The sequence below is a fragment of the Bacillus sp. CCNWLW194 genome (assembly GCF_037120585.1).
GTDB classification, from domain to species: Bacteria; Bacillota; Bacilli; order Bacillales; family Bacillaceae_G; genus Bacillus_A; species Bacillus_A basilensis.
Genome location: NZ_JBBBBL010000011.1, coordinates 49,175 through 72,367 on the forward strand (window position 1 = coordinate 49,175; position 23,193 = coordinate 72,367).

At 36.4% G+C, this 23,193-nt stretch carries 19 protein-coding genes and 1 pseudogene; 6 read left to right on the plus strand and 14 right to left on the minus strand.

Annotated features, from left to right (window positions below; all coding sequences use genetic code 11):
• Positions 1–9: 9 nt before the first annotated feature.
• Positions 10–687 carry an MgtC/SapB family protein gene (locus V7S50_RS23010; RefSeq protein ID WP_242255226.1) on the minus strand — a complete coding sequence of 226 codons (678 nt, stop codon included), beginning with the start codon at positions 685–687 and terminating at the stop codon, positions 10–12.
• A 289-nt stretch (positions 688–976) separates the two neighbouring features.
• On the opposite strand from V7S50_RS23010, the gene V7S50_RS23015 reads away from it, so the two are divergent.
• Both V7S50_RS23015 and V7S50_RS23020 read left to right on the plus strand, forming a co-directional pair.
• Positions 977–1,495 (plus strand): GNAT family N-acetyltransferase, encoded by a 519-nt coding sequence (locus V7S50_RS23015; protein ID WP_242255224.1) that lies wholly within the window; start codon positions 977–979, stop codon positions 1,493–1,495.
• Positions 1,492–2,409, plus strand: a pseudogene (locus V7S50_RS23020) (GNAT family acetyltransferase). The gene V7S50_RS23015 and the pseudogene V7S50_RS23020 overlap by 4 nt, the downstream one beginning before the upstream one ends.
• Positions 2,410–2,430: 21 nt before the next feature.
• Here V7S50_RS23020 and V7S50_RS23025 read toward each other — a convergent pair.
• Positions 2,431–3,339 carry a VOC family protein gene (locus V7S50_RS23025; protein WP_242255302.1) on the minus strand — a complete coding sequence of 303 codons (909 nt, stop codon included), beginning with the start codon at positions 3,337–3,339 and terminating at the stop codon, positions 2,431–2,433.
• A gap of 173 nt (positions 3,340–3,512) precedes the next feature.
• Positions 3,513–4,424, minus strand: a complete 912-nt coding sequence (locus tag V7S50_RS23030) for a VanW family protein (protein WP_242255222.1) — start codon at positions 4,422–4,424, stop codon at positions 3,513–3,515.
• 338 nt (positions 4,425–4,762) lie between these two features.
• On the opposite strand from V7S50_RS23030, the gene V7S50_RS23035 reads away from it, so the two are divergent.
• Positions 4,763–5,131 carry a hypothetical protein gene (locus V7S50_RS23035; protein WP_242255220.1) on the plus strand — a complete coding sequence of 123 codons (369 nt, stop codon included), beginning with the start codon at positions 4,763–4,765 and terminating at the stop codon, positions 5,129–5,131.
• Between the two features lie 116 nt (positions 5,132–5,247).
• On the plus strand, positions 5,248–6,339 hold the full coding sequence (locus tag V7S50_RS23040) for a DUF3900 domain-containing protein (protein WP_242255218.1): 1,092 nt from the start codon (positions 5,248–5,250) through the stop codon (positions 6,337–6,339).
• Between the two features lie 288 nt (positions 6,340–6,627).
• On the opposite strand, the gene V7S50_RS23045 is transcribed toward V7S50_RS23040, so the two are convergent.
• The 8 genes from V7S50_RS23045 to V7S50_RS23080 form a co-directional block, all read right to left on the minus strand.
• Positions 6,628–6,975 carry a hypothetical protein gene (locus V7S50_RS23045; RefSeq protein ID WP_063221222.1) on the minus strand — a complete coding sequence of 116 codons (348 nt, stop codon included), beginning with the start codon at positions 6,973–6,975 and terminating at the stop codon, positions 6,628–6,630.
• Positions 6,976–7,215: 240 nt separating this feature from the next.
• A complete protein-coding gene (locus tag V7S50_RS23050) occupies positions 7,216–8,061 on the minus strand; it encodes an exonuclease (RefSeq protein WP_063221223.1) in 846 nt (281 codons plus the stop codon).
• Between the two features lie 188 nt (positions 8,062–8,249).
• Entirely contained in the window at positions 8,250–8,450 is a 201-nt protein-coding gene (gene cspB / locus V7S50_RS23055; protein ID WP_001179150.1) for a cold shock-like protein CspB, read from the minus strand.
• Positions 8,451–8,666: 216 nt separating this feature from the next.
• The gene (locus V7S50_RS23060) at positions 8,667–9,566 is read right to left on the minus strand and encodes a WD40/YVTN/BNR-like repeat-containing protein (RefSeq protein WP_097951645.1); all 900 of its coding nucleotides are present in this window, start codon (positions 9,564–9,566) and stop codon (positions 8,667–8,669) included.
• Between the two features lie 16 nt (positions 9,567–9,582).
• Entirely contained in the window at positions 9,583–10,026 is a 444-nt protein-coding gene (locus tag V7S50_RS23065; RefSeq protein WP_001062756.1) for a flavodoxin, read from the minus strand.
• A gap of 140 nt (positions 10,027–10,166) precedes the next feature.
• Positions 10,167–10,787 (minus strand): acetate uptake transporter, encoded by a 621-nt coding sequence (locus V7S50_RS23070; protein ID WP_000070938.1) that lies wholly within the window; start codon positions 10,785–10,787, stop codon positions 10,167–10,169.
• 86 nt (positions 10,788–10,873) lie between these two features.
• Complete coding sequence (locus V7S50_RS23075) at positions 10,874–11,269, minus strand: NUDIX hydrolase (RefSeq protein ID WP_098555688.1); 396 nt, start codon at positions 11,267–11,269, stop codon at positions 10,874–10,876.
• The gene (locus V7S50_RS23080; RefSeq protein ID WP_242255206.1) at positions 11,266–11,607 is read right to left on the minus strand and encodes an ASCH domain-containing protein; all 342 of its coding nucleotides are present in this window, start codon (positions 11,605–11,607) and stop codon (positions 11,266–11,268) included. Before V7S50_RS23080 ends, V7S50_RS23075 begins: the two co-directional genes overlap by 4 nt.
• A gap of 135 nt (positions 11,608–11,742) precedes the next feature.
• Here V7S50_RS23080 and V7S50_RS23085 point away from each other — a divergent pair, with 135 nt between their 5' ends.
• Positions 11,743–12,300, plus strand: a complete 558-nt coding sequence (locus V7S50_RS23085; RefSeq protein WP_242255204.1) for a CatB-related O-acetyltransferase — start codon at positions 11,743–11,745, stop codon at positions 12,298–12,300.
• A 47-nt stretch (positions 12,301–12,347) separates the two neighbouring features.
• Here the strand turns inward: V7S50_RS23085 and V7S50_RS23090 are convergent, their stop codons facing one another.
• A complete protein-coding gene (locus V7S50_RS23090; protein ID WP_309259189.1) occupies positions 12,348–19,820 on the minus strand; it encodes a DUF7507 domain-containing protein in 7,473 nt (2,490 codons plus the stop codon).
• 116 nt (positions 19,821–19,936) lie between these two features.
• On the opposite strand from V7S50_RS23090, the gene V7S50_RS23095 reads away from it, so the two are divergent.
• The gene (locus tag V7S50_RS23095) at positions 19,937–20,686 is read left to right on the plus strand and encodes a (S)-benzoin forming benzil reductase (protein ID WP_242255201.1); all 750 of its coding nucleotides are present in this window, start codon (positions 19,937–19,939) and stop codon (positions 20,684–20,686) included.
• A 35-nt stretch (positions 20,687–20,721) separates the two neighbouring features.
• Here the strand turns inward: V7S50_RS23095 and V7S50_RS23100 are convergent, their stop codons facing one another.
• On the minus strand, positions 20,722–21,555 hold the full coding sequence (locus tag V7S50_RS23100; RefSeq protein ID WP_242255198.1) for a GNAT family N-acetyltransferase: 834 nt from the start codon (positions 21,553–21,555) through the stop codon (positions 20,722–20,724).
• 66 nt (positions 21,556–21,621) lie between these two features.
• A complete protein-coding gene (argH, locus tag V7S50_RS23105) occupies positions 21,622–23,130 on the minus strand; it encodes an argininosuccinate lyase (RefSeq protein WP_242255197.1) in 1,509 nt (502 codons plus the stop codon).
• Positions 23,131–23,193 lie beyond the last annotated feature (63 nt).

Consider the following 23,193-nt stretch of genomic DNA (forward strand, 5'->3'; position numbering starts at 1 on the left):
TTTTTAACACTATGATTTTAACTTTATGAATGTAACTTCCGGTAATGTTTGCATATGCTGAATAAACTCATTCTTTTCTTCTGACGATATATTTTTCAGTTTCATCCCTACCTTAAAAACAGTTTCTATACTTTGCTGTGAAGCTTCCACTTCATATGAAAGTATTGGAATGCCTTTCACTTGTAGTGTTTCTAATATTTGTTGTACTGCTTCCTGTTTATTTATACACATTTGCACCGTTATATTTTGTGGAAATAAAAATTGCACCTTAAAAATACGACTTACAATTTCTAAACCAATTAAAACGAGAATCGTCGCTCCAATGCCTACTACATACATTCCCGCTCCAATTGCTAATCCTATTCCTGCAGTAGCCCATAAACCAGCCGCGGTCGTTAATCCTTTCACCGCCTGCTTTTGAATAATAATTGTACCTGCACCTAAAAAACCAACTCCACTAACGACTTGTGCTGCAATACGGCTTGGGTCTAGAGACATATGCTCTTCAAACACAATATCTGAAAAGGCATATTTCGAAACAACCATTATTAACGCACTTCCTACCGCTACGAGGAAATGAGTCTTTAATCCAGCTTCTTTCGATCGAATTTCTCTTTCAATACCAATCATTGCTCCTAACAAGCCAGCAACACCGATTCGTATAATAAAATCAAAATCTACACTCACGGGCTCTTCCTCCTTTCATTCATTATAGATAGATAAAACAAAAATTATCACAAACATCTATTTATCAATATGAAGGAATACCACTAAAATACACTTAATACTCCGACCGTTTTATGTTAATATTTTAAATATTAACATAAAATAAATAACTTCTAATTTTAAACCTCCACTAATTTTCTAAAAAACAAGGGTGGATTACATGAAATTAGGTTGAGAAAGTTAAGAAAACGCTTTCATTTTGTATCATAATTATTTATAAAAACTACATAAATAAAGGAGCTTACTAACAATGAACGTCTCATTACTTACACCTACTACTGATTTACAAGAAGAATACTTAGATTTCTATAACGAATGGAAAGATAGCGGTGAAACAATGATCCCGTGGATCATTTCAAAAGACCCTTCTAACTTCCCCGCTCTGATTCAAGAATTACTCGATTCACATAACGGAGTAAACCTTCCTGAATCCTGGGTACCAGACTCCACATATTGGCTCGTTACAGATAATAATAGAATTGTGGGGGCTGTTAATATACGCCATAGTTTAACCGAACATTTATTTAACGCTGGCGGTCATATCGGTTATGGCATTCGTCCTTCTGAAAGAAGAAAAGGTTATGCTACGAGGTTATTAGAATTATCCCTAGAAAAAACGAAGGAATTAAACATCACGAGAGCACTTGTCGTTTGCGATGAAGTAAATACTGCTTCAGAAAAAACAATTTTACATAACGGCGGGCTTCGTGATGATGATTTCACTGAGGAAGATGGAAATGTAGTAAGAAGATTTTGGATTGAGCTATGAAGAAGTCCTCCAATGAAAATAATCTTGTTATAGAGAAGTATAGTAGAAGTAATGAGCTTCAAGTAAAACAACTTATTGATTTATATAATGAAGAATCGTATCTATTTCACTTATTACGAGATAATAAAACAAAATGCGCGTATGTTGCCTACTATAAAAAAGATGCAGTAGGCATCTTTTTTACCTGGGGCAGTAACTTCCATCCATACTGCACATACTTTCGAATATATACGAATCCTTTCTATTCAGGGCTACGCATTGAACAATTTTTATTAAACGAGATTCCAAAACGAGAAAATTTCATACTACCATTACAAACCTCTATATGGGAAACGTCAGCTCATTTAAAAGATTATTATGAGCAAAATAATTTTATGGAAATCCGAAGAACATATATGCCGATATTAGACGTACAAAAAATCATACCTATCGGGACAACGCTTCATTCAAATTATCATGTACAAACCTTATCCACCATCTTGTCCAATAATAACTTCTTTGAAAAACTAGCTCACTTAGTAAAAACGAATTACGAGTATACTCACTTAGCAAATCTGGTTGCCTAACTCTCTCTCGAAACTTGGCAAGAGATGATTTTAGCTGATGATGTACTACTAGATGGAAGCTTTCTCATTATAGATGAAGCGCATCAAATTATGGCATACTCTTTCCTCCATACATCGGAAAGGGATACTGCGTTAGAACTAGGATGGTGCGGAACTCACACTATAGAAGATTTACCCTTACTGAAACTGCTCTTTTTCAAACAAGCTATGTATGCAAATAAACACGGCTATTCTTTTATTCAAGGTGAATTTGATTCAACGAGTATATATGCAATGGAAATATTAAAATCCTTTCCTTTTAACCCTTGTGCTACTTGGATTACGTATCAAAAAGAAGTCGGAAAGTGATTATACACCTTCCGACTTCTTTTATGCTGTTTCTATTTCAAACTGCACTGTAATACCACTTGGATCTACCACCACAAACCCATTTGTAGTTTCATTTATTTCATGTTGTTTTTCTATTAATCTTTCTTTCACTTCATCTAACGCTTCTTTATGCGGTAGTACAATCGCATATACCTTTAGTCCAGTTGCATGTACTGGTGGATGTGGATTGTTTACTCCGTTCCAAGTATTTGCACCAATATGGTGATGATATTCCCCTGCTGAAATAAATAAGCAATCCTCTTCACGCTGTTGTACTTCAAAACCTATTGTTTCGACATAAAATTCATGTGATTTCTCTACATCAGCTATTCGTAAATGTACGTGCCCGACAACAGTGTTAGCAGGTAATCCATCAACCTCATAATCAACGAGTGTTGCTAGTTCTTTTAAATTAAGTGGTGTACTTCCTCCTGGCCCTTCTCCCCATTGATCACGCGGACGATCCGCATAAATTTCAATACCATTTCCCTCTAAGTCTTGTAAATAAAACGCTTCGCTATACGTATGATCACTTGCACTATTAAACCTTGAAATTGGTAAAATTTCATTTGAATATGTATAACGCCCCTCTTGCTCAACCGGACTATCAATTACATTCTTATTGCGAATCACCCCAAATAATGCCGAAGCAAACGCCTCACGAGTCGGAACTAAAAAGGCTATATGATATATACCAGTCGTACGCGGCTCTTGCAGTACCCCGTCCTCTAACTTTTCAAGAACAAGTAACACGTTCTTTCCACCTTTTCCAGATAAATATGCTTTATTCTCCTCTTGCTTAATTACTTCTAAGCCTACAACATTCTCGTAAAAGGCAATTTGACGTTCTAAATCTATCACTTTAAATTCAACATGACCAATACGTGTTTTCGGATGAATTTTTACCATGAATAACTCCATCTCCTTATCCCAATATTTTCCATTACATATAACCGTTACTATGAAGGATACAACTAAAATCATCCTATGTAAATAAGAAAAGTCAGAATTTATCCACTTTTTAATTTTCATAATAAAAAAGCCACCTCTTCTAACTTTCAGAAAAGGTGACTTTATAACTCTTATCTCATTTTATGTACTTCAGCAACTAACTTTCCACCTTGAATACCCATGTAAAGTTTCACAGGTGCATCATTTGTGTTTTCAAATACTAAATCTAAGTATGGATACGCAATTGTAGCATCTCTTCCTTGTGGAACATAGCCTACTGTTTTAGAATGTGTCGTTCTCTCTACCATTTTCAAACCAGCTTGATCTGCTGCATTGTATAAAGTTGATGATGTTTGACAAACACCACCGCCGTATCCATCTACTAATTTACCATCTACAATTTCTTTTCCTAATTGATATCCTTTATCTGGCGTTGTATCACCAATTAATGCATTGAAAGAGAAACGATCTCCTTTTGCTAATACAACTCCATTTATGCTCGCTGCCGACAAACGGATATTCTCAATACGGCCACCTGCTGAGCCTCCTAAATTCGTTTCATATCTACCAATTACCGTACCGCTTCCTTGCGCGTCACTTAATGTCGCGGTAGGTTTTTTCTCAACAATAGGTAACTGATATGAAGAATCCCACATACCAACGTTTAATAATTTATCTACTAATTCTTTTTCCATTAATTCATAAGAAGGTTTTCCTTCTTGCCAACTTCCATCAGATGCTAAACGCGAAGGAACCATCTTTTTATCGACGCTTTTCCCAACCTCGCTAGCAACCTTCGTTACCGATTTTTTAAATTTTGCTTCGTCTTCAAAATAACCTAGACTCGATAAATCTAGCTTTTTCACTTCCATACCAGTTCGACTATCAACTAAACTAATAGAATCCTGTACTTCTGCTTTAGCCTCTACCGTGTGGCCACCAATATCACTTACTAATGCAACATCACTTACTTTTGTACCACAACCACTCACTACAGCTACACATAACACCCCAACTAATATACCCTTTACTTTACGGAACAATATACTCTCCCCTTTTTCCCAACATTACTTTTATGTATTATTTCATTTTCATGTATGTTTTGTTACAATCATTTTACAATATATTTATAAATTGTTACAAGTTATTTTTTACTCTATATAAATTACTCTTTTCTTTTCCAAATGTCTATACATATTTACATAAAAGTTTGAGTTTGATAGAATTGTAACCTTTATGTAACCCCATTCTTTTATCCAGTATATACCATAAAACAAAAGAAATACAAATGTAAAAACTCCATATTCTTATTTATAAAGAAACTTCTCTTGAACATAAATAGGTATTTGCCGTGCCACCGCTCCGCTTTTGCACATACATTATGGTGAAATTAACCTATTTTAAAGAAATGGAGGATTTTTTTATGTACCCCTACAATCCATACGATCCATATAACCAAAATGGTTATCAGCCTCAATATGATTTACAAGCACAATACCAACAATATATAGATCCAGCAGAACAAGTTAATCCATATGATCAAAATCGACAATTCCAACTTCCAATCTCTTTTCCTGGTACTGGAAACCGTCAACTAGAAAGACGAGTAAATGAGCTTGAGCAAAGAGTACGTCAATTAGAAAACACAGTTGAGCGTCATACACGTAGATTAAACCGCTTAAACCAACGTTTACGTACAATAGAAAACAGACTAAACATTCCATTTTCAGCATTAGAAGACGGATTTTAATTTCGAAAATAAAAAATATATGAAGGAAGGGACTCCCCCTTCCTTATATAAATTGACGAAAGTTTTTTCCATCTCTATACTGATAAGAGTTAATGAAATGAAACAAGGTGATAAATATGGATTTTGAAATAAATTATCTATCCTTTTATGTTGTACAAGTAGAAGGAAAAGGTGAAGCTGTTGATAAGCGCTACAAACATTTTCAAACATTAGACGCTGAAGAGTATGGAGATAGCTCCTTAAAAGAATTTTTGAATGGAGAATTATTAAAAATTTCAAAGCGAAAAGTAGAACGTCATGCGAAAACAGAACAAGCTCCGACAAAGATCGGTCGCTTTATTGTAGAAGAAGGGCACGAACTTGATTCAAACCCTCATTACAACCTATTTAATCGCATTCGCTTTGCGGAAACAAAGGAAAACTTCAAAGATATGAGCGAACCTCTAGTTTATACATATCTTGACACAAGTGCTGTACGCGGTGGTGTATTTTTAATTGCGCAAGCAAAACTACGCAAATACTTTGATGATCCATTCGTTTTCGTTATGAAATGTGACTTCGAGCCGAAAGTCGCTTCTATTTCCGATGAATCCACACTGATTCGTAACGTTGAAATGGCTATCACAACAAAAAACATGAAATCTATCCAATATCCGTACATGCCTGAAGAAGGTATGGTCGAAGTGGGCGAGCTAAAAATTCACCAAGCATCACACGCCCGTTACTTTGAAGACTTCTTAAAATTCGTCGAATATGAACGCTCTATGCCTGAAATTATGAAAACACAAGTAATGGACATGGTATACGACCAAATTGAAGATGTATTTGAAGAAGGTACGGAAGAACGCGAACAATTCGACCAAGCGATGGAAGTATGGGCTGCCAGTCCGAAACGCGAAATTATGGAACAATTTTCAACCGAAGAAGTAATGGAAGCAACTGCCCAAATCGTCGAGCATGCTCCTGAAGTAGAATTAAAGCTAAAAGCAGATCATATCTCTGTGAAGGCCCTGCTTGCTGATTTCGGGGATCAAATACATATCGCAAAGGTAAATGACCGATATATATTAATGATTGAGGCTGATACACTTACGTTTGAAAAAGGATTCTCTCCGATTGAGTTTCTGAAGCCGGATGAATTGCAAGACGTAATGGAGCGGATTGAGAATAAGCAGCAGTATTCTTATGATCGGAACGGGATTGAATAAATCTTTCCATATAACTTTTTTACTGAGCGCTTTTAATAAGCGCTCTTTTATTTGGGACAGAATTGACAATTATATTAAAAACCGATTCTACTAAGAATCGGTTTTTTTACTTTATAACAAAATATGCTTATGTTTAAAAATAATTTTTAATCCAAGATCACATTTGTTGCAGAATCAAGCGTATTTCCATTAGAGATCTTTGCTTCAATATTTCTAGTTGACCAAGTCCTTCTAAAGTTTTTGGTACGCTTCCTTTTAGTCACTATGTATATTCTTAAAATGAAACTTTTACTTTATTACCTCAAATTTATTGTACTCATAAAAAGATAGTTGAAAACGATATTCCGGATGCTCTCTCACCCAATCGTAGGCTTCTTCTAAAATTTCCATTTTGTTTTGTAGGTCATTAAGTTCACTACATTCATTCCTTTTCTGTTTGCACAGAGGGCAAAATCCACCTACTATCTCGGCATTCATCGTACGAATCGTTTTACTTTCTAAATCAACTACTAGACGAAGAATAAAAGAATGCTCCGCTTTTGTAGTCACCATCATTTCAGCAGTCCCGTCCTCATTCCAAAAGACTCCGTTTAATTCCATCTGTACGGTGACATCTTTAATATCCAAGTCTATCACTATCATACCTCCCTTGTATAAAACTCTTATCTTACTCTTTTATTTTAATCTTTAATACACCACGATTTAAAGATAAATTGAGCTTTTATTAATAGATTTTAAAATTCTTGCCACATCTTAATTTTCAAAGCAATTACAATGGCCCCATTCGAACAAATCAATTCCTATTTAATATGGATACTTTATTCACCCATCAATACAATGACGTTAAATTTATGTAGATAGAAGTAGAGGAGAATATCATTTAACCTCTGTATTCTCCTCCATCTCAGCCAAATACCTAATCTGTCTTTCCGCTTTTCTAACCGCAGTACGAAAATGCTTTTTCAGAAGTTCTACTGTAGATTCACTTATATAATATCTTTCCGTTATACTTTCCCACGTATCACTACTTTCAAATGTACTCCAAACGAAAGGACGCTCTGTATTTTTTCTCATTTCTTTAAATACCCATTTTCGCATCTTTTTTTTCGCTTTTTCTGTTAGTTTGCCGTTTTCTACAAGTTCAAGCTCACCATGTCTTTTATATCTTTTAGTAATATCTCTCTCGCTATATGCTTTAAGAAGTATGTTCGCTGTATTCTCAGCATCCGCTAAAGCTCGGTGCTGCTTCCCTTCCCACGTTAAACCAAGCTGTTCTACCGCAAATTGTAAACTTGGCGTATGTTCAAACAATTCTTCATACGCTTGAAAAACAAATTTTTGTAAATCCATTCTTCTTTCTTTGTCCATACATGGGCAATCTACACCATGTAACGTACAATCATGAGATAGAAATCGATAATCTTCTTTTCCCCATGTAACAAATATAGAATCTTCCCCGATAAACTGAATAAATTCCTCAATAATTTGCGGGAATTTCTCTACACCAATTAAATCTTTCTTTGTAATTCCCGTTAATTTTGTCGTATGACGAGTAAGTCGTGCACCCGGTTTTACTAACTCCGAAAATTCTCCAATTACCTTCATTGTACTTGCTTCTATTTTTATAGCTCCGATATCAACTATCTCTGACGGATCTTCTGATTTATACGGCCTGAAATTTCTCTCTATATCAAACACAATAAAATGTGTAGCGTTTTCCAATTTATTTACCTCTTTCTAAATTCCTTTTCACACACATACTTTATTTTCAGTATTTATTTAATCATACACTTTATGCATGTAATACTTCGTCTAAAAAACGAAAATTCAATTTCATTATTATATGTACATAGGAGGTTATTCAATAAAAATGCAAAAAAAAGAAGGGCAAGCCCTTCTTTTTTCCACAATTACTTCTTGTTAACGTTTGTAGCTTGAGGTCCACGGTTACCTTGTTCTACTTCGAAAGTAACTTCTTGACCTTCTTCTAAAGTTTTGAAACCTTCGCCTTGGATAGCTGAGAAATGAACGAATACGTCTTCTCCGCCTTCAACTTCGATGAATCCGAAACCTTTTTCTGAGTTAAACCATTTTACTTTACCGTTTTGCATTTAAAAAATCCTCCTACAATGTACCTATATGTACATATTCATTTTCAACCACTTTACAAAAATAAGTCAGACATTAAAAAAACTGCAACTCTGAGGAGATTTAACATTGCTATCCTCCTCGGAAGTTACAGCTCATTTAAATCTCTATATTATTAAAAGTAAAATGGTTTAAATACAATATATCATATCAATATAATAAAAGCAAAGTTTTTTTTGCTATACAACTTTTTTCTTCCACTGCATCGCTTTTGATTCACCTGATCCAGCTACAACATAGCCTTCTTTTTCGTTAACGATGCGCCAGCCATGCCCTTTAACTGAGTCGCATACTGTAACAATTCCTTCTTCTAAAAGTACACGACAAACAGTACTAATCCCCGCCTTATTTTGCGTTGACGTTGTATATAGCACATGTTGATCTACACTTAAGTCTAAATAGCTACTTGCTTTCTGCTCGCTTTGACATGTGTGCCAATATGTTTTTTCATTCTCAATACTTTCATCTATTTTACAAAAAGAGATATTCCCGCTAATCCCCTTGCATGATCCACTGGCTGCTACTAAATAAGAGTTGTGTAAAGTCAACGCTGAGATCATCTGATTCATTACGATTTTAATCCTCTTTAATTTACGTGTCTCCAAATTAAAGAGCCAAACACCACCATATTTAGCATGTATTTTCGTACCGATAAATAAGTAATGTTTATATAAAAACAACGATCGAATAGATGGTGCCCCGCCACCATATTCAAGAAATGGATGAATAGTTTCCCATGTCGAACCAAAATCATTAGAATGATACAACGTTTTATCTCCATGAGCAATGACAGTTCCTAGTACATTACTACATACATTCCAACTCGTTGCTTTTGTTGGAAAACGTTGAACCGTCCACTTCTCTCCACCATTCATACTACGAATAAAAATTCCTTCGTCACCTACACCATACACTACATTATCTTCGCTATGTAAATCCCTAATTCGTTTTTGAAAACCATTTAAAATTTGTTTCCATTCTCCGTCTTGTTCAATAAATAAACCATTATATGTAGTAGCTAACATAAGCTTTCCATCTCTTAACTTTGTAATAGCGGTCGCACTTAACATTGTCTCCACGTTGACACTCCCATTCTTAGAACTTCTCAGCAAATGCAATTGCAAAATTACTGCATTTTTCAACATCCTCTTCGTCTTCTGGAGCTAGTTCGATTTTCAATCCTTCTTGTACAAGCTCTGCACCGCGTTCTACAAGGCGTTCTTCAAATATCGTTACCGCTTCACAAAACAGTTCATACGCCGTATCACCTGACCCGAATACCGCTACTTTTTTCCCTGATAAATCTATATTTTCTAAGTCATCATGAAAATCTTCCGCTTCAAATGGTAATTCACCATCGCCCCACGTATAAGATCCTAAAATGATTCCATCATAAGCTAATAATTCTTCAGCATCCATGCCTTCCATTTCTTGCAGTACTACTTCATGATCAAAGGCATCTAAACTAACTTTAATTAAATCAGCAATACTCTCTGTATTTCCTGACATACTTGCATAAGCTATTAAAATTTTCGCCACTTCGGCATCCCCCTCTTACAATAAATGATTCTCATTCTCATTATATTAATAATGATAATCAATTTCAATTATATTTTTTATTATTTCTGTTTACATCACAAAAAAGCACAGATGACTATACAATCATCTGTGCTTTTTTATTACTTTTTAAAAATACCAAATGGCTTTCCAACTGGTAAAACAACTTTCCCGAAGTGTGTATTTAACACTGCTGCTGCTGAACCATAGAAAGATAATAATGAAATAAGAAGTTCAGAATATGCTGCTAAATTATGCATTGCGTGCGGCATAACACCTAAAGTACTTAATGAAAGACCGATAAATAAGAAATCAATAAGGACGAAAATCATAAATAATACTTTATGTGTTTCCATTGCACCAATTGTCATGAAGATTGTGAAAATCAAATATCCGATAAAGGCTACACCAAGCTGTTTTGAATCTGCAGCTTGTGCTAATTTTTCGCCAAATACTCCAAGTTGAATTAACCAAGTCATTCCAACGCCTAACCAAAATAGGCCGTACGCACCGAATGCTGTTGTACCAAATGTATTGTTATGCTTTGCATCGTGAATGCATGCAAAGATTTGTGCAAATCCTCCTAAAAAGATTGCCCATGGTAATACAAGAGAAACGCCATCTGTTAAGCCTAGCTTTTGAGATGATGCTACAAGTGTTACCATCGCTAATCCAAATAGACCAATTCCAGATGGATCTGCTGTTGTCATTTTCACATGATGTGTAGTAGTTTGATTGCTCATATAAACCTCCTGATTATAAACATACTCGAATACAATACTTAAATCAGAAGACTATGTCAATGGTTTTTTTTGTATGTTGTCAGACCTTATATTTTATAATGTTCTAATATACTTCCGACCACTTCATACGGTTTTATATTCACTTTTTCCAACTCGCGTATCGGCAACCACAACGGAATATAACTCCCTCTCTCTTTCAGCTCGAATTCTTTAGCTTTCCCACTTCCGAAAATCCCATCTATACTATGAGCATTAAAATAATACTCCGTTCCTTTATACTCCACCTTCGTAATAAGATGCCCTACTTTTATATGTATCCCTAATTCTTCATAAGCTTCTCGCTTCGTTGCCTCTTCAGGTGTTTCTCCTTCTTCAATTCCTCCGCCTGGAAAAACATAATATGTTTCCCCTTCTCTAATACGTTTTATAAGAGCAATTTTCCCTTCCTGCACAATAATAGCTACGCCGCGATTTCTTATCATTTTATTACCTCAATACGAATCGCAACTGTTCCCCACTTTTTTTCTTGTTCTTTCGTATATATGTTGTATGTACTTTCTAACATTTCCTCTAAACTATCATTTTCACAATCCAATAATTTTTTATCAATTTGTTCGTACATTGCTTTAAAGCATTCATATCGTTTTATTTCTCCTACTTTTACAGTCATCGTTGCTGCTGTCGTAAGGTTTGTAAATACAATATTATCGCCTTGTTTTATAAGTTGACGTTTTGTATCAAATAAACGTACTTCATATACTTTTTTTCCTGATTGAATTGACTGAAAAGGTTTATTATATAACCCCATTTCATATATCATTCATTCCACTCCTTTTTTATTCGTTGTGCCTACTAATTATATTTGTTCATTACCAATTCATACAACACAGTTCAACTTATTCCAAGTTGCATATAATGTTCCATTACTTGCTTTAGAGAGGATGCAAAATTTGTTATGTTATATTTAAATCAAAAACCTGAATATAATAAATATGATATTGGTGATTATACTTATAGTAAAGTAGGGCCAACCATTTTTTCTTGGAACGATGAAACGAAATTAAAAATAGGTAAGTTTTGTTCATTAGGAGAAGAAGTCGTTTTTATACTTGGCGGTGAGCATCGTGCAGACTGGATAACGACTTACCCATTTAATGCACTTTTTGATGAAGGAGCGCATATTACTGGTCACCCTTCTTCAAAAGGTGATATCGTAGTCGGCAATGATGTATGGATTGGGTATCAATCCTGCATTTTATCTGGTGTTACAATTGGTAACGGGGCCATTATCGGTGCAAAGAGTGTTGTTACAAAAGACGTACCTCCATATGCAATTGTAGCTGGTAATCCTGCAAAATTTATTCGATATCGTTTTCCGCAAGAAATGATTGACAAACTAGAGAATCTCGCATGGTGGGACTGGGACATTTCTGTTATAAAAGGAGCTATTCCACTTCTACTATCAAACAAAATCAACGAGTTTTTTATCTCGTCCGAAAATGAATCTATATGATTAATACAAAAAGAGCATCCTATTCTTTCAGGATGCTCTTTTTCTTTTTATTTTTTATGTCCGTGCAACTGAATACACGGAGAACATTGAAATGGAATTTTATCTAAACAATTAAAGTTTGTTTCGCAAATTTGTTCAATCGTTGGAATAAACGGAATGACAACCATATTACTTTCTACTATTTGTGTAACAGGTGGTAACACTATGCCCACTTGATGTTCGAAGCGAATACTCGCTTGATTAATATAATTCCCTGAACCATTTGGCGCGTTCTGAACTACTACTTGGAACGAAACTGTTCGCGCTTCACCTGGATTTAAATTCCCTACAAGAAATCCTGATACCGAGCTTATATTTGGCACTGGTATATTACCAACCGTTACACTTCCAAGGACAAATCGAACACTACTATCTAACATATCTTGAAAACGGATATTTTGCATTACAGTATCACCCGTATTTGTAATAACTGTTGTAAACGTAATGACATCTCCAATCGTTGCTGTTTGATGATCTGCCGTTTTTACAACTGTCGTTGAGACATTTTGAGGAATAAACGGAATAACAACTGTATTGCTATCACCTTCAACTACTACTGGCGGCTCATTCGGATTTACAATTGCGAGCCCATTTGCTATAGCAGTATTTGTGACTAAGTTATTTATTTGCCCTCCTATTATTACAACTTGGAAATTAATAATTGCCGCATCATTTGGCTGAAAATCACCTAACGGAATACCGGTATTCGGATTAGCAAATGGAAGAGGTACATCGTTTACCGTTACCGTGCCATTTATAAATAACGTATTCGGATCAACGATATCTGTTAACACGATGTTGGTCACAGGAACTGTACTATCATTTATAACGGCAATTCCGTAAGTGACAACATCCCCTACCATTGCTACTTCAAAGTTTGCCCCTTTTGCAACAAATAAGATTGCAGTATTTACCGTTACAATAACTGTATTGCTCGTATCCATCACTGTAACTGGCGGTTCCCCTGGTACTAAAATATATTCTGCTAACGCCCCAGCAACGTTCACTACTGTACCACCATCTGGAAAGCTCGTAATCGTAGCTTCATATGTTACAATCGCCGTCTCACCGACTGGAATGTCTACAATCGTAAATCCAACCTGCGGATTTACTCCCGGACGAGCTACTCCATTTACAGTTACACTATTTGGTACAAAAACAGCTTCCGGAGATAGGACATCGATAAATTGAACATTCATCGCATCAGCAGTACCAGTATTTAATATTCGAACCGTATACGTTACCGTTTCTCCTACTCCAACAATTGAATGATCTACTTCTTTTTGCATATCTAAACTGCCTCTATTTACTGGTGTGACTGTCGTATTACTTGAATTCGTAATTGTAAACGGAGGTTCTCCTGGAATTAATTCGAAATCACCCGTTACTCTCGCTGTATTCATAATGCTACTAGAAGGCGGAACTGCGATTACATTTACTGCAAAGGTAATTAATACACTATCCCCTACTGCAAGATCAGGTAATGAAAAGCCTACAAATGGATCTAAACCTACTTGTGGAATCCCATTTATTTGTACACTTCCGGGAACGAATTCTAAACTAGGTGATGGAACATCAATAAACTGAACATTTGTCGCTGTTACCGTTCCTGTATTTGTAACTTGCACACTATACGTTAACGTATCTCCTAAACGTGTTGCTTCTTTATTTACAGATTTTATAACGCTGAATCGTCCTCTATTTATCCTTGTTATTGTCGTATTACTCGGCTCTGTTACTACAACCGGTGGCTCTCCTGGTACTAAAGTAAAGCTTCCTGTTATATTTGCAACGTTCGTAATTGTTCCTGATGCCGGGATGTTTGTAACTGTCGCTTGAAACGTCACTACAACCGTTTCACCAACTGGTATATCTCCAACTCCAAAGCCAGTAATCGGATTTAAGTTTGGTTGCAGGGCTCCATTTATCGTTACACTATTTGGTACAAATGACGCTCCTGCTGAAATAGTATCAATAAACTGAACATCATTAGCTGTTACTGTTCCTGTATTCGTTATTTGAACCGTATATGTTAATACATCTCCAACTAGGGTAGCAGCCCTATTTACCTGTTTTATAACATTAAATTGTCCTCTATTTACAGTTGTAAGTGTTGTATTGCTCGGTTGATTTACTATCACCGGTGGTTCTCCTGGTACTAATACAAAGCTTCCAGTTACATTTGCTGTATTAACAATTGTTCCATTTGATGGAACACTAACCACTGTTACTTGGAATGTTACTTCTACACTTTCACCTGGATTTATATCTGGAAGCGGGAATCCATTATTAGGATTGAATCCAGGTTGTAACACACCTTCTATCGTTACACTGTTCGGCACGAATGCTATAGAGGACGGTAATACATCACTATATTGAATATTCGTCGCTACCACTGTCCCTGTATTTTGAACTACTGTTGTATATGTGATTGTATCGCCTACTGCAACAACCGGCTGACTTACTGATTTTAATACATTCAAACCAGATTCATTTATTTCTGTTAATGTCGTGTTACTTGTCGTCGTCTCCGTAATAGGCGGCTCTGTTTCACTTACAGCAAATGTTGCTGTAACGTCTACAAAGTTAACAATCGTTCCACCTTCTGGTATGCTAGTTACCATCTCTTGATAGGTGACACGTACAAAATTATCTACAGGTATATTTGGAACTGTAAAACCAATGAAAGGATCTAATCCTGGTGTCGGTACCCCATTTATACTCACACTTCCTGGTACAAATGCTACTCCCGCGGAAGTCGTATCAATAAATTGAACATTCGTCGCTGGCACTGTTCCGAAATTAAAGATGAATACATCATACGTTAATATTTCTCCTACAGTCGCTACTTCTTTATCTACTAGTTTCAATGGAAAAACAAACGCTATATTAATCGTCGTAACGACTAAATTCGTTAATATCGTTGCCGTAATCGGTGGTTCTTGCGGATTTGGTTGTGAAGTAAATGTAACGTCTGCATCATTTAAGATGACTTCATTATCTGGAATTTCTGTAATCGTCACTTGGAACGTTACCTCAATACTTCCACCATTAATTAATAATGGCGTAACTGTAAATCCTATTTCTGGATTTAAACCAAGTTGCTGCACCCCACCTATTGTTACACTATCTTCTACAAATGTCGTTCCTTCTGGTATGACATCTTGGAAGAACACATCTGTAACTGGTATAATTCCTACGTTTGAAATGAGCACGGTATACGTTAATACATCCCCAACCGCTCCGGTTGCAACGTCAACTGTTTTTGTTGCGGTTACTTCACCGGGAGGAGGTAACGGTATTGTAACTACCGTTGTATTACTTGAGTTCGTTGTTGTTACAGGTGGTTGTAAAGGATTTAATAAGAAAGTGGCTGTAGCAGATGCTGTATTTAATACTGCTCCACGTGTAGACGGTGCAATTACCGTAACTTGGAACGTTACTGTCAAGGATGTTCCAGCTGCAATATTAGGAAGCGGGAAACCGACATTCGGGTCAAATCCAGGTTGTGACGTTCCATTTATCGTTACACTATTTGCTACAAATGTTGTTTCTGGGGCAATTGGATCAATGAAAGAGACATTTGTTGCTGTTACTGTTCCATTATTTCGAATAACAACAGAATACGTGTAAGTTTCTCCAAGTGCTGCTTGTTGTACAGATGAAGATTTTTGTATATTTAACTGTGCTGTGTTTACTTGCGTCACTACAAAATTACTGTTTGTAACAGTCGTTATTGGAGGATTTGCTGGATTTATAAGAAAACTTGCAGTAATGTTCGATTGGTTTCTTATATTTCCACCGCTCGGAATACTCGTCACTGTAACTTGAAACGTAACCGTGGCCGTTTGCCCGATCGGAATATTTGGTAACGGGAATCCTACCATAGGATCCGCGCCTTGCTGAACGACTCCGTTTATCGTCACACTATTTGCTACAAACGCAGTACCAGACGGAATTGGATCTTGGAAAATAATATTCGTTGCAGGAACAGTTCCTGTATTTTGAATAAGAATCGTATACGTTAACGTATCTCCTACACCTGCTTGCAGTGTATTTACACTCTTCATTACATTCAGTGATCCTACATTCACTCGCGTCACAACAATATTACTAATCGTTACAATTGTAATTGGTGGCTGGAGAGGACTTACTTGGAAATCAGCAGTTACATTCGCATTATTCGGAAGAACTCTATTTGGTGGTACACTCGTAATCGTCACTTGAAAAGTAACTGTTACCATCCCTCCTACTGGAATATTAGCAAGTGGAAATCCAGTTGTTGGGTTTAAACCTGGTTGAGGCGTTCCATTTATTATTACACTATTTGCTACAAACGTTGTTCCAGATGGAATTGGATCAAGGAATGATACATTTGTAGCTGCTACCGTTCCACTATTTTGTATACGAACTGTATACGTTAACGTGTCTCCTACACCCGCTTCAGTAGCGCTTACACTTTTTATTACATTTAAACCTGAAGAATTCACAACTGTCATAACAGTATTACTTGGTTCTGTTACAGTAATTGGTGGCTCTGTTGGATTTACTAGGAAATCTCCTGTAACATTCGCACTGTTTACAACGTTGTTTCCAAGCGGAATTTCATCAATCAATACTTCAAATGTAACAATTACACTCGCACCAGTAGGCAAATCATTTAACGGGAATCCAAGTTCTGGATCTGCCCCTTCTTGTAAGACCCCATTCACAAAGACACTGTTTTCAATAAATAATGTACCTTGTGGAATTGAATCTTGGAAAAATACATTTGTTGCTGGTACACTACCCGCGTTTATGATTTCGATTGTATATACTAAAACATCCCCTACCGTCGCAACATCTGTATTTACTGATTTCACAACTTCAAAATTCCCTGATTGTACAGTTGTATTCACAATGTTACTCGGAACATTGATTGTTACTGGTGGTTCACTCGGATTCACTTGAAAACTTGCTGTTACATTTGCTTGATTTAAAATATCTTCATTTTCTGGATCCTGTACAATTATTACGTCAAATGTGACTACAACGGTTTGAGCCGCAGTAATATTCGGAAGAGAAAATCCTGTATTCGGATTCAATCCACTTTGCGGTACTCCATTAATTGTTACAGAATTTGCAACGAAAGAAACAGCTGAAGAAATAGCGTCTTGGAAAAACACATTTGTTAACGGAACATTCCCTGTATTTTGAACGGCAATTGTGTATGTTAAAGTGTCCCCTACTGCCGCTTGTGTTGTATTCACTTCTTTTATTACATTTAAACCGCCTGTATTAACTTGTGTCACAACTGTATTCGTTTGTCTATTAATCGTTATCGGTGGCTGATTCGGAATAACGATGAAATTAGCAGTTACATTTCCGCGATTCGCAATCGTACCTCCCGATGGCGTCGATGTCACTCGGACTTGAAAAGTAACCCTCCTACTTCCGCCCGGAGATATATTAGCTACCGTAAACCCAGTCGCTGGATTGGCCCCAGGTTGCGAAACTCCATCAACAGTTACACTATTTGGGATGAAAGTCGTTCCAATTGGGATTGGATCTTGAAAAATAACGTTCGTTGCAAGCACATTTCCTGTATTTTCAATTGTAACAGTGTACGTGAGAACGTCATTCACTGTCGCAAAAGCTCTATCCACTGTTTTTCTCGTTCTTATATCAGCTATATTAATAGTAGTAACTACAGTATTACTTGTCGCTTGCCCTGAAACTGGTTGTTGACCAGGCACTGGGGTAAAGGTAAATGTTGCACTTGCACGATTCGGAATTGGATTGACAAGAGGGTTCGATGTTACTCGAACTTGAAAGCGCACTACGGTCGTTTGCGAAGCATTAATACTTCCTAGATTAATACTACTTGCTGGATTTGCTCCTGGACGTGCTACTCCATTTACCGTAACGCTGTTTGCGACAAATGTTGTTCCTGCAGGAATACTATCAACAAAAATAACATTGTTTGCAGTAACATTTCCATTGTTCGTCACATTAACCGTGTACGTTAATACATCATTAAGCGTTGCCGTCTGTAGATCTACAGATTTTTGCATACTTATAGTTGCTTGATTCACTGTCGTTTGTACTGTATTGGAAGAAGAGGTACTTGTAATAGGTGGACTACCGACGAAAGGACGGAATTGATATGACACCATTGCACGATTTGAAATAGGATTTGGATTCGGGAATGATGTTATTCGAACTTGAAATGTAACAATTCTTTGCGTGTTATTTGGGATTGTACCTAAATTAATTCCATTAGCAGGGTTCGCATTCGGCTGTGTTACGCCTCCTACCGTTACACTACCTGTAACAAACGTTGTTCCGCTCGGAATACTATCACGTAATACAACGTTTTCTGCGCTTCCTGTTCCTGTATTCGGAACCGTAATCGTATAAGTGAGAGTATCCCCTACCCCTGCGACTGTTCTATTAACCGATTTAACTGGATTAATAATTGGACCTGTCGCATCAATTTGAACACCAAAACCAGCTGCAGCGTATCCATCTCCATTTGTAACGAAGCGAACAGTTGCTGACGTTTGATTGTTTACTAAAGATGAGGAGGCATCTACATTCGTAATATCCCACCCTTGTCTTCGGACAGCCAAAGCTACCCCTAACGGCTGATTCAAATCTCCAAATGTACCGCTCGTATCTAAATTTCCACTGTCATTACAAATTTGTGACTGAAAGAAATTATTCGCGGGATTTCTTGGTCCGAATAACGCAACTGTAGTATTCGCATTTGGCCCAAAGCGAAGTTGATCTCCAGAAATGTTAGAATCACCTTCTTGGGCAGTTACAAGTACCCTTCCTGTTACAGCTCCTGTTGCCGGAGTAGCAAATCCAGAAATAGTAGCATCAACTGGTGGTGATGAAGCATCGATAATTTCTTGACCTGCATATACTGACAAATTTCGAAGTGGTAAACTTGCATTTTGATACACAACCTCAAGCGTCCAGCCAGCTGAACGACTAATTGTTGGATCAGCTGAAGTTCTTGTAGCCGGTACGGCCCCTGTCGTATAAGTTCCTGCCCCACCTACACTAACAAGATTCGTTACATTAGCAGAGCGAGCATAATAAAACTGGTTTCCTACTGAACCTTGCTGCGCGGTAGCAGGGTCTGGCGTAACAGAAAACGTTCCTGCTGGTGTTGTAAATGTAATATTATCATTTAAAAATGGTAATACATCTTCTGTATCAGTCCGGAAAGTTCCTGCCCAAACTAACTCTGCATACAAAATACTACTCCCTGCAGGAAGATTTAAAATTGCACTTGAAGAATTCAATCGCCAGTCATCCGTTGTACCTGCTGGGAACCCTGGTACTTGCAGCGCTGTATTTACAGTTGTAAAAACAGCAAGTGTACCAAAAATATTACCTGGTGCAGGCGATGTGGGACTAAGTCCTAACGTGTTCCCAGTGAACGTGACGGCACCAGTTACTGTTGTTGTAAAGCGATTCAAAAAAGGCACGTAATCATCTCATTTCATTTATAGTAAAAAGTGCTCTATACTATAAAATGTAGACAAACTATGCAATGTACTTTGTCCAACAAAATTCCGCACATACGAAAGGAGCTTACTACACTATGCGCTATGTTATCGTAACAGGAACTTCACAAGGTTTAGGTGAGGCAATCGCCGCGCAATTGTTAGAAGAAAACACGAGTATCATCTCTATTTCTAGAAGAGAAAATAAAGAACTTACGAAACTCGCAGAACAATATAATAGCAATTGTGTCTTCCACTCCTTAGATCTTCAAGATGTACATAATTTAGAAACGAACTTTAACAAAATCATTTCATCTATTCAAGAAGACACTGTATCCTCTATTCATTTAATTAATAATGCGGGTACAGTTGCTCCTATGAAGCCAATTGAAAAAGCAGAAAGTGAACAATTCATTACGAACGTCCACATTAATTTACTTGCACCTATGATTCTTACATCTACTTTCATGAAACATACGAAAAAATGGAAAGTAGATAAACGCGTTATTAACATTTCATCTGGTGCAGGAAAAAATCCTTATTTCGGATGGGGTGCTTATTGCACAACGAAAGCAGGTGTAAATATGTTTACACAGTGCGTAGCAACTGAAGAAGTGGAAAAAGAATATCCAGTAAAAATCGTCGCTTTTGCACCTGGTGTTGTTGATACAAATATGCAAGCGCAAATTCGTGAAACAAATAAAGAAGACTTCATAAATTTAGACCGCTTCATCACACTAAAAGAAGAAGGAAAACTACTGTCACCTGAATACGTTGCGAAAGCAATTCGTAACTTACTAGAAACTGAGATTTTCCCGCAGGGTGAAGTAATTCGAATTGATGAATAACAAAAAGGCACGCTATAATAGCGTGCCTTATCATTCTATTTCTCTAAAAATATAAGTACAGACTCCATCATCTTCTCATAACCAATCTCTTGATAAATTTTATTCGATGTTGGATTTGCTAGGTCCGTATATAATGTCGTTGTTTTGTAACCTTCGTCTAACATACACTGACTAAGTGCCGCTACACAATTAGATGCGTATCCCTTTTTCCTTGCTTCTTTCGGTGTATATACGAAATTAACTGTTATATTGTTTGTAGTTGGTCTCGTTTTTGCAGCTACAGAAACAAGCTTCCCGTCTACTTCTAAACCAAATAGACGACGGTTAGTAATTAATGTATGAGCGGTTTGTTTCGCTTCTTCTTTCGTAGTAGGAAGCTTCACATCTTCGCAAAATTTGTATATCCACTGTTCTATTAATGTTAGCTCATCACTACTTACTTCTCGAAAGACTCCATCTCCGTCCCACTTTTTCTTCACTTGTTTTAATTCATATATACCTTGCTCCATCACAACCGTAGTTTTCTTATTTTCTAACACTGCAATCTCTTCCGCTAATCTCTGTACAATTTTCTTATTACCGATTAATCCAGGAACATTTGGATATACTTCCGCTAATTTTTTTGCAAGTTCCACGATGTCCTCTTCCATCATTTCAGACGTAGCAACAATAATTTGTTTCTTTTCTTCTGTTTGAAGAAATACAATTACAATTTCTTCCTCTTGTTTTGCTACCCCCATAAATATCGGTTGTTGGACCATTCGTAATACACCTAATATGAGATTGTTTTCCTGTTCATTCTTTTCTAAAAATGGTGTAACCTCTTCTTTAAAATTAAGAATCTCTTCATATACATGTAATTGAATCATCGACAATCTCTTCTCTCTATTTATAGTTTCATTAAGTATTGGCGATTAATTCATTAAATCCTTCTTTTACGATTCAATAATATTCAAAGCTAACATATTCAAATCATTTTCCGCTTGTAAAATTCTCTGTTTTTCCTTTTCAAATACCTCTTCTTCTTTTTGAAATGACTCTTTTCGATTTTTAATCATGCGCTCCATTTCTTTTTTACTCGGTCCACCGTATACCTTTCTTTTTTGAATAAATGCTTCTGGCGATATAATTTCTTCCCACTCTTTTTCCAATAAATGTATTTTAAATTTTTCTTGTAAGTAAATATTTACATCTTTGAAATGTAATTCATGAAGCTCCTTTTGTTGCTCCAATGACATATTTGCAATAACACTTGCTGCATGATGAGCATGCCGAAATGGAATATCATAGTTTTTTGTTAAAACATCTGCGAAATCAGTTATCGTAATTGCATGTTTATAGGAACGATCTTTCAATGTTTCTTCTTCTACTTTCATCGTTCGAATGACTGCATTCATAATACAAAAAACACGAATAGTCTTTTCAATTCCTTTATATAAATACGGCTGCAAGTCATCTTCTGTATCGACAATATCACCAAATGGTGTATTATGAACCATTTGAAATACTGTAAATGCTTCCCCTAAAGCACTACTCGTAATTGCACGGGCGTGTTCAATTGAAACTGGATTTCGCTTTTGCGGCATAATACTACTAATTTGTACATATGGCCTTGCAACAGTAATACCATCATATTCTTTCGTCGCTAATAGTAAGAAGTCATGAATCCATCTACTCGTATTCGTCATCATTACCATAAGTAACGAGCTAACCTCTAATAAATAATCCGCTCCAGCGACAGCATCATATGAGTTCTCAATTACATTTGTGAATCCAAGTAAATCGGCAACTCGCTCTCGTTTAATTGGGAAACTTGTTGTAGAAAGAGCAGCGGCTCCCATTGGCGATTGATTTAAAAGTTTGTACGTTCGTTTCATTCTTTCTAAGTCTCTCTGCATCGTATCATAAATCGCTAACGTATAATGACCAAATGTTGTTGGCTGCGCTGGTTGTGTATGTGTATAAGCTGGCATAATCGTTTCCTTATGATCATCGGCAAGTTGCAGCATACTTTCTTGCAATAACAAATGATGTTCCATTAATCGTAGCACATATCGCCTTAAACTCATGCGATACATCGTTACACCCATATCATTTCTACTTCTACCAATATGCATATTACTTACAAAATCGCTTTTCGCTTCTTGAGAAATTAAATGTTCCACTAAAAAAAAGAGATCTTCATGCTGCTCTGTATATAGCAATTGATTTTTTTGTATTCCCTCTACTTTTTTAAGTGCGTTTAATATAACTTTAGCTTCTTCTATTTTCATTACACTTTCTTCCGTCAGCATCATAATATGTGCTTTATGCACTTGAAACATATCTTTCAGTAAATAATTACGCTGAAAGTCAAATACATGTTGTAATACACAATCTACATATGTTTTCCCAGGGAAATCAGCGCCTTCACTCTTTATAAACTCTTCTTTACTTTGTTTCATCACCTTTTCCCCTCTCACCTAAGTATTACTACCCATCATACCCAGTGATGGCAAAAAAGTGCT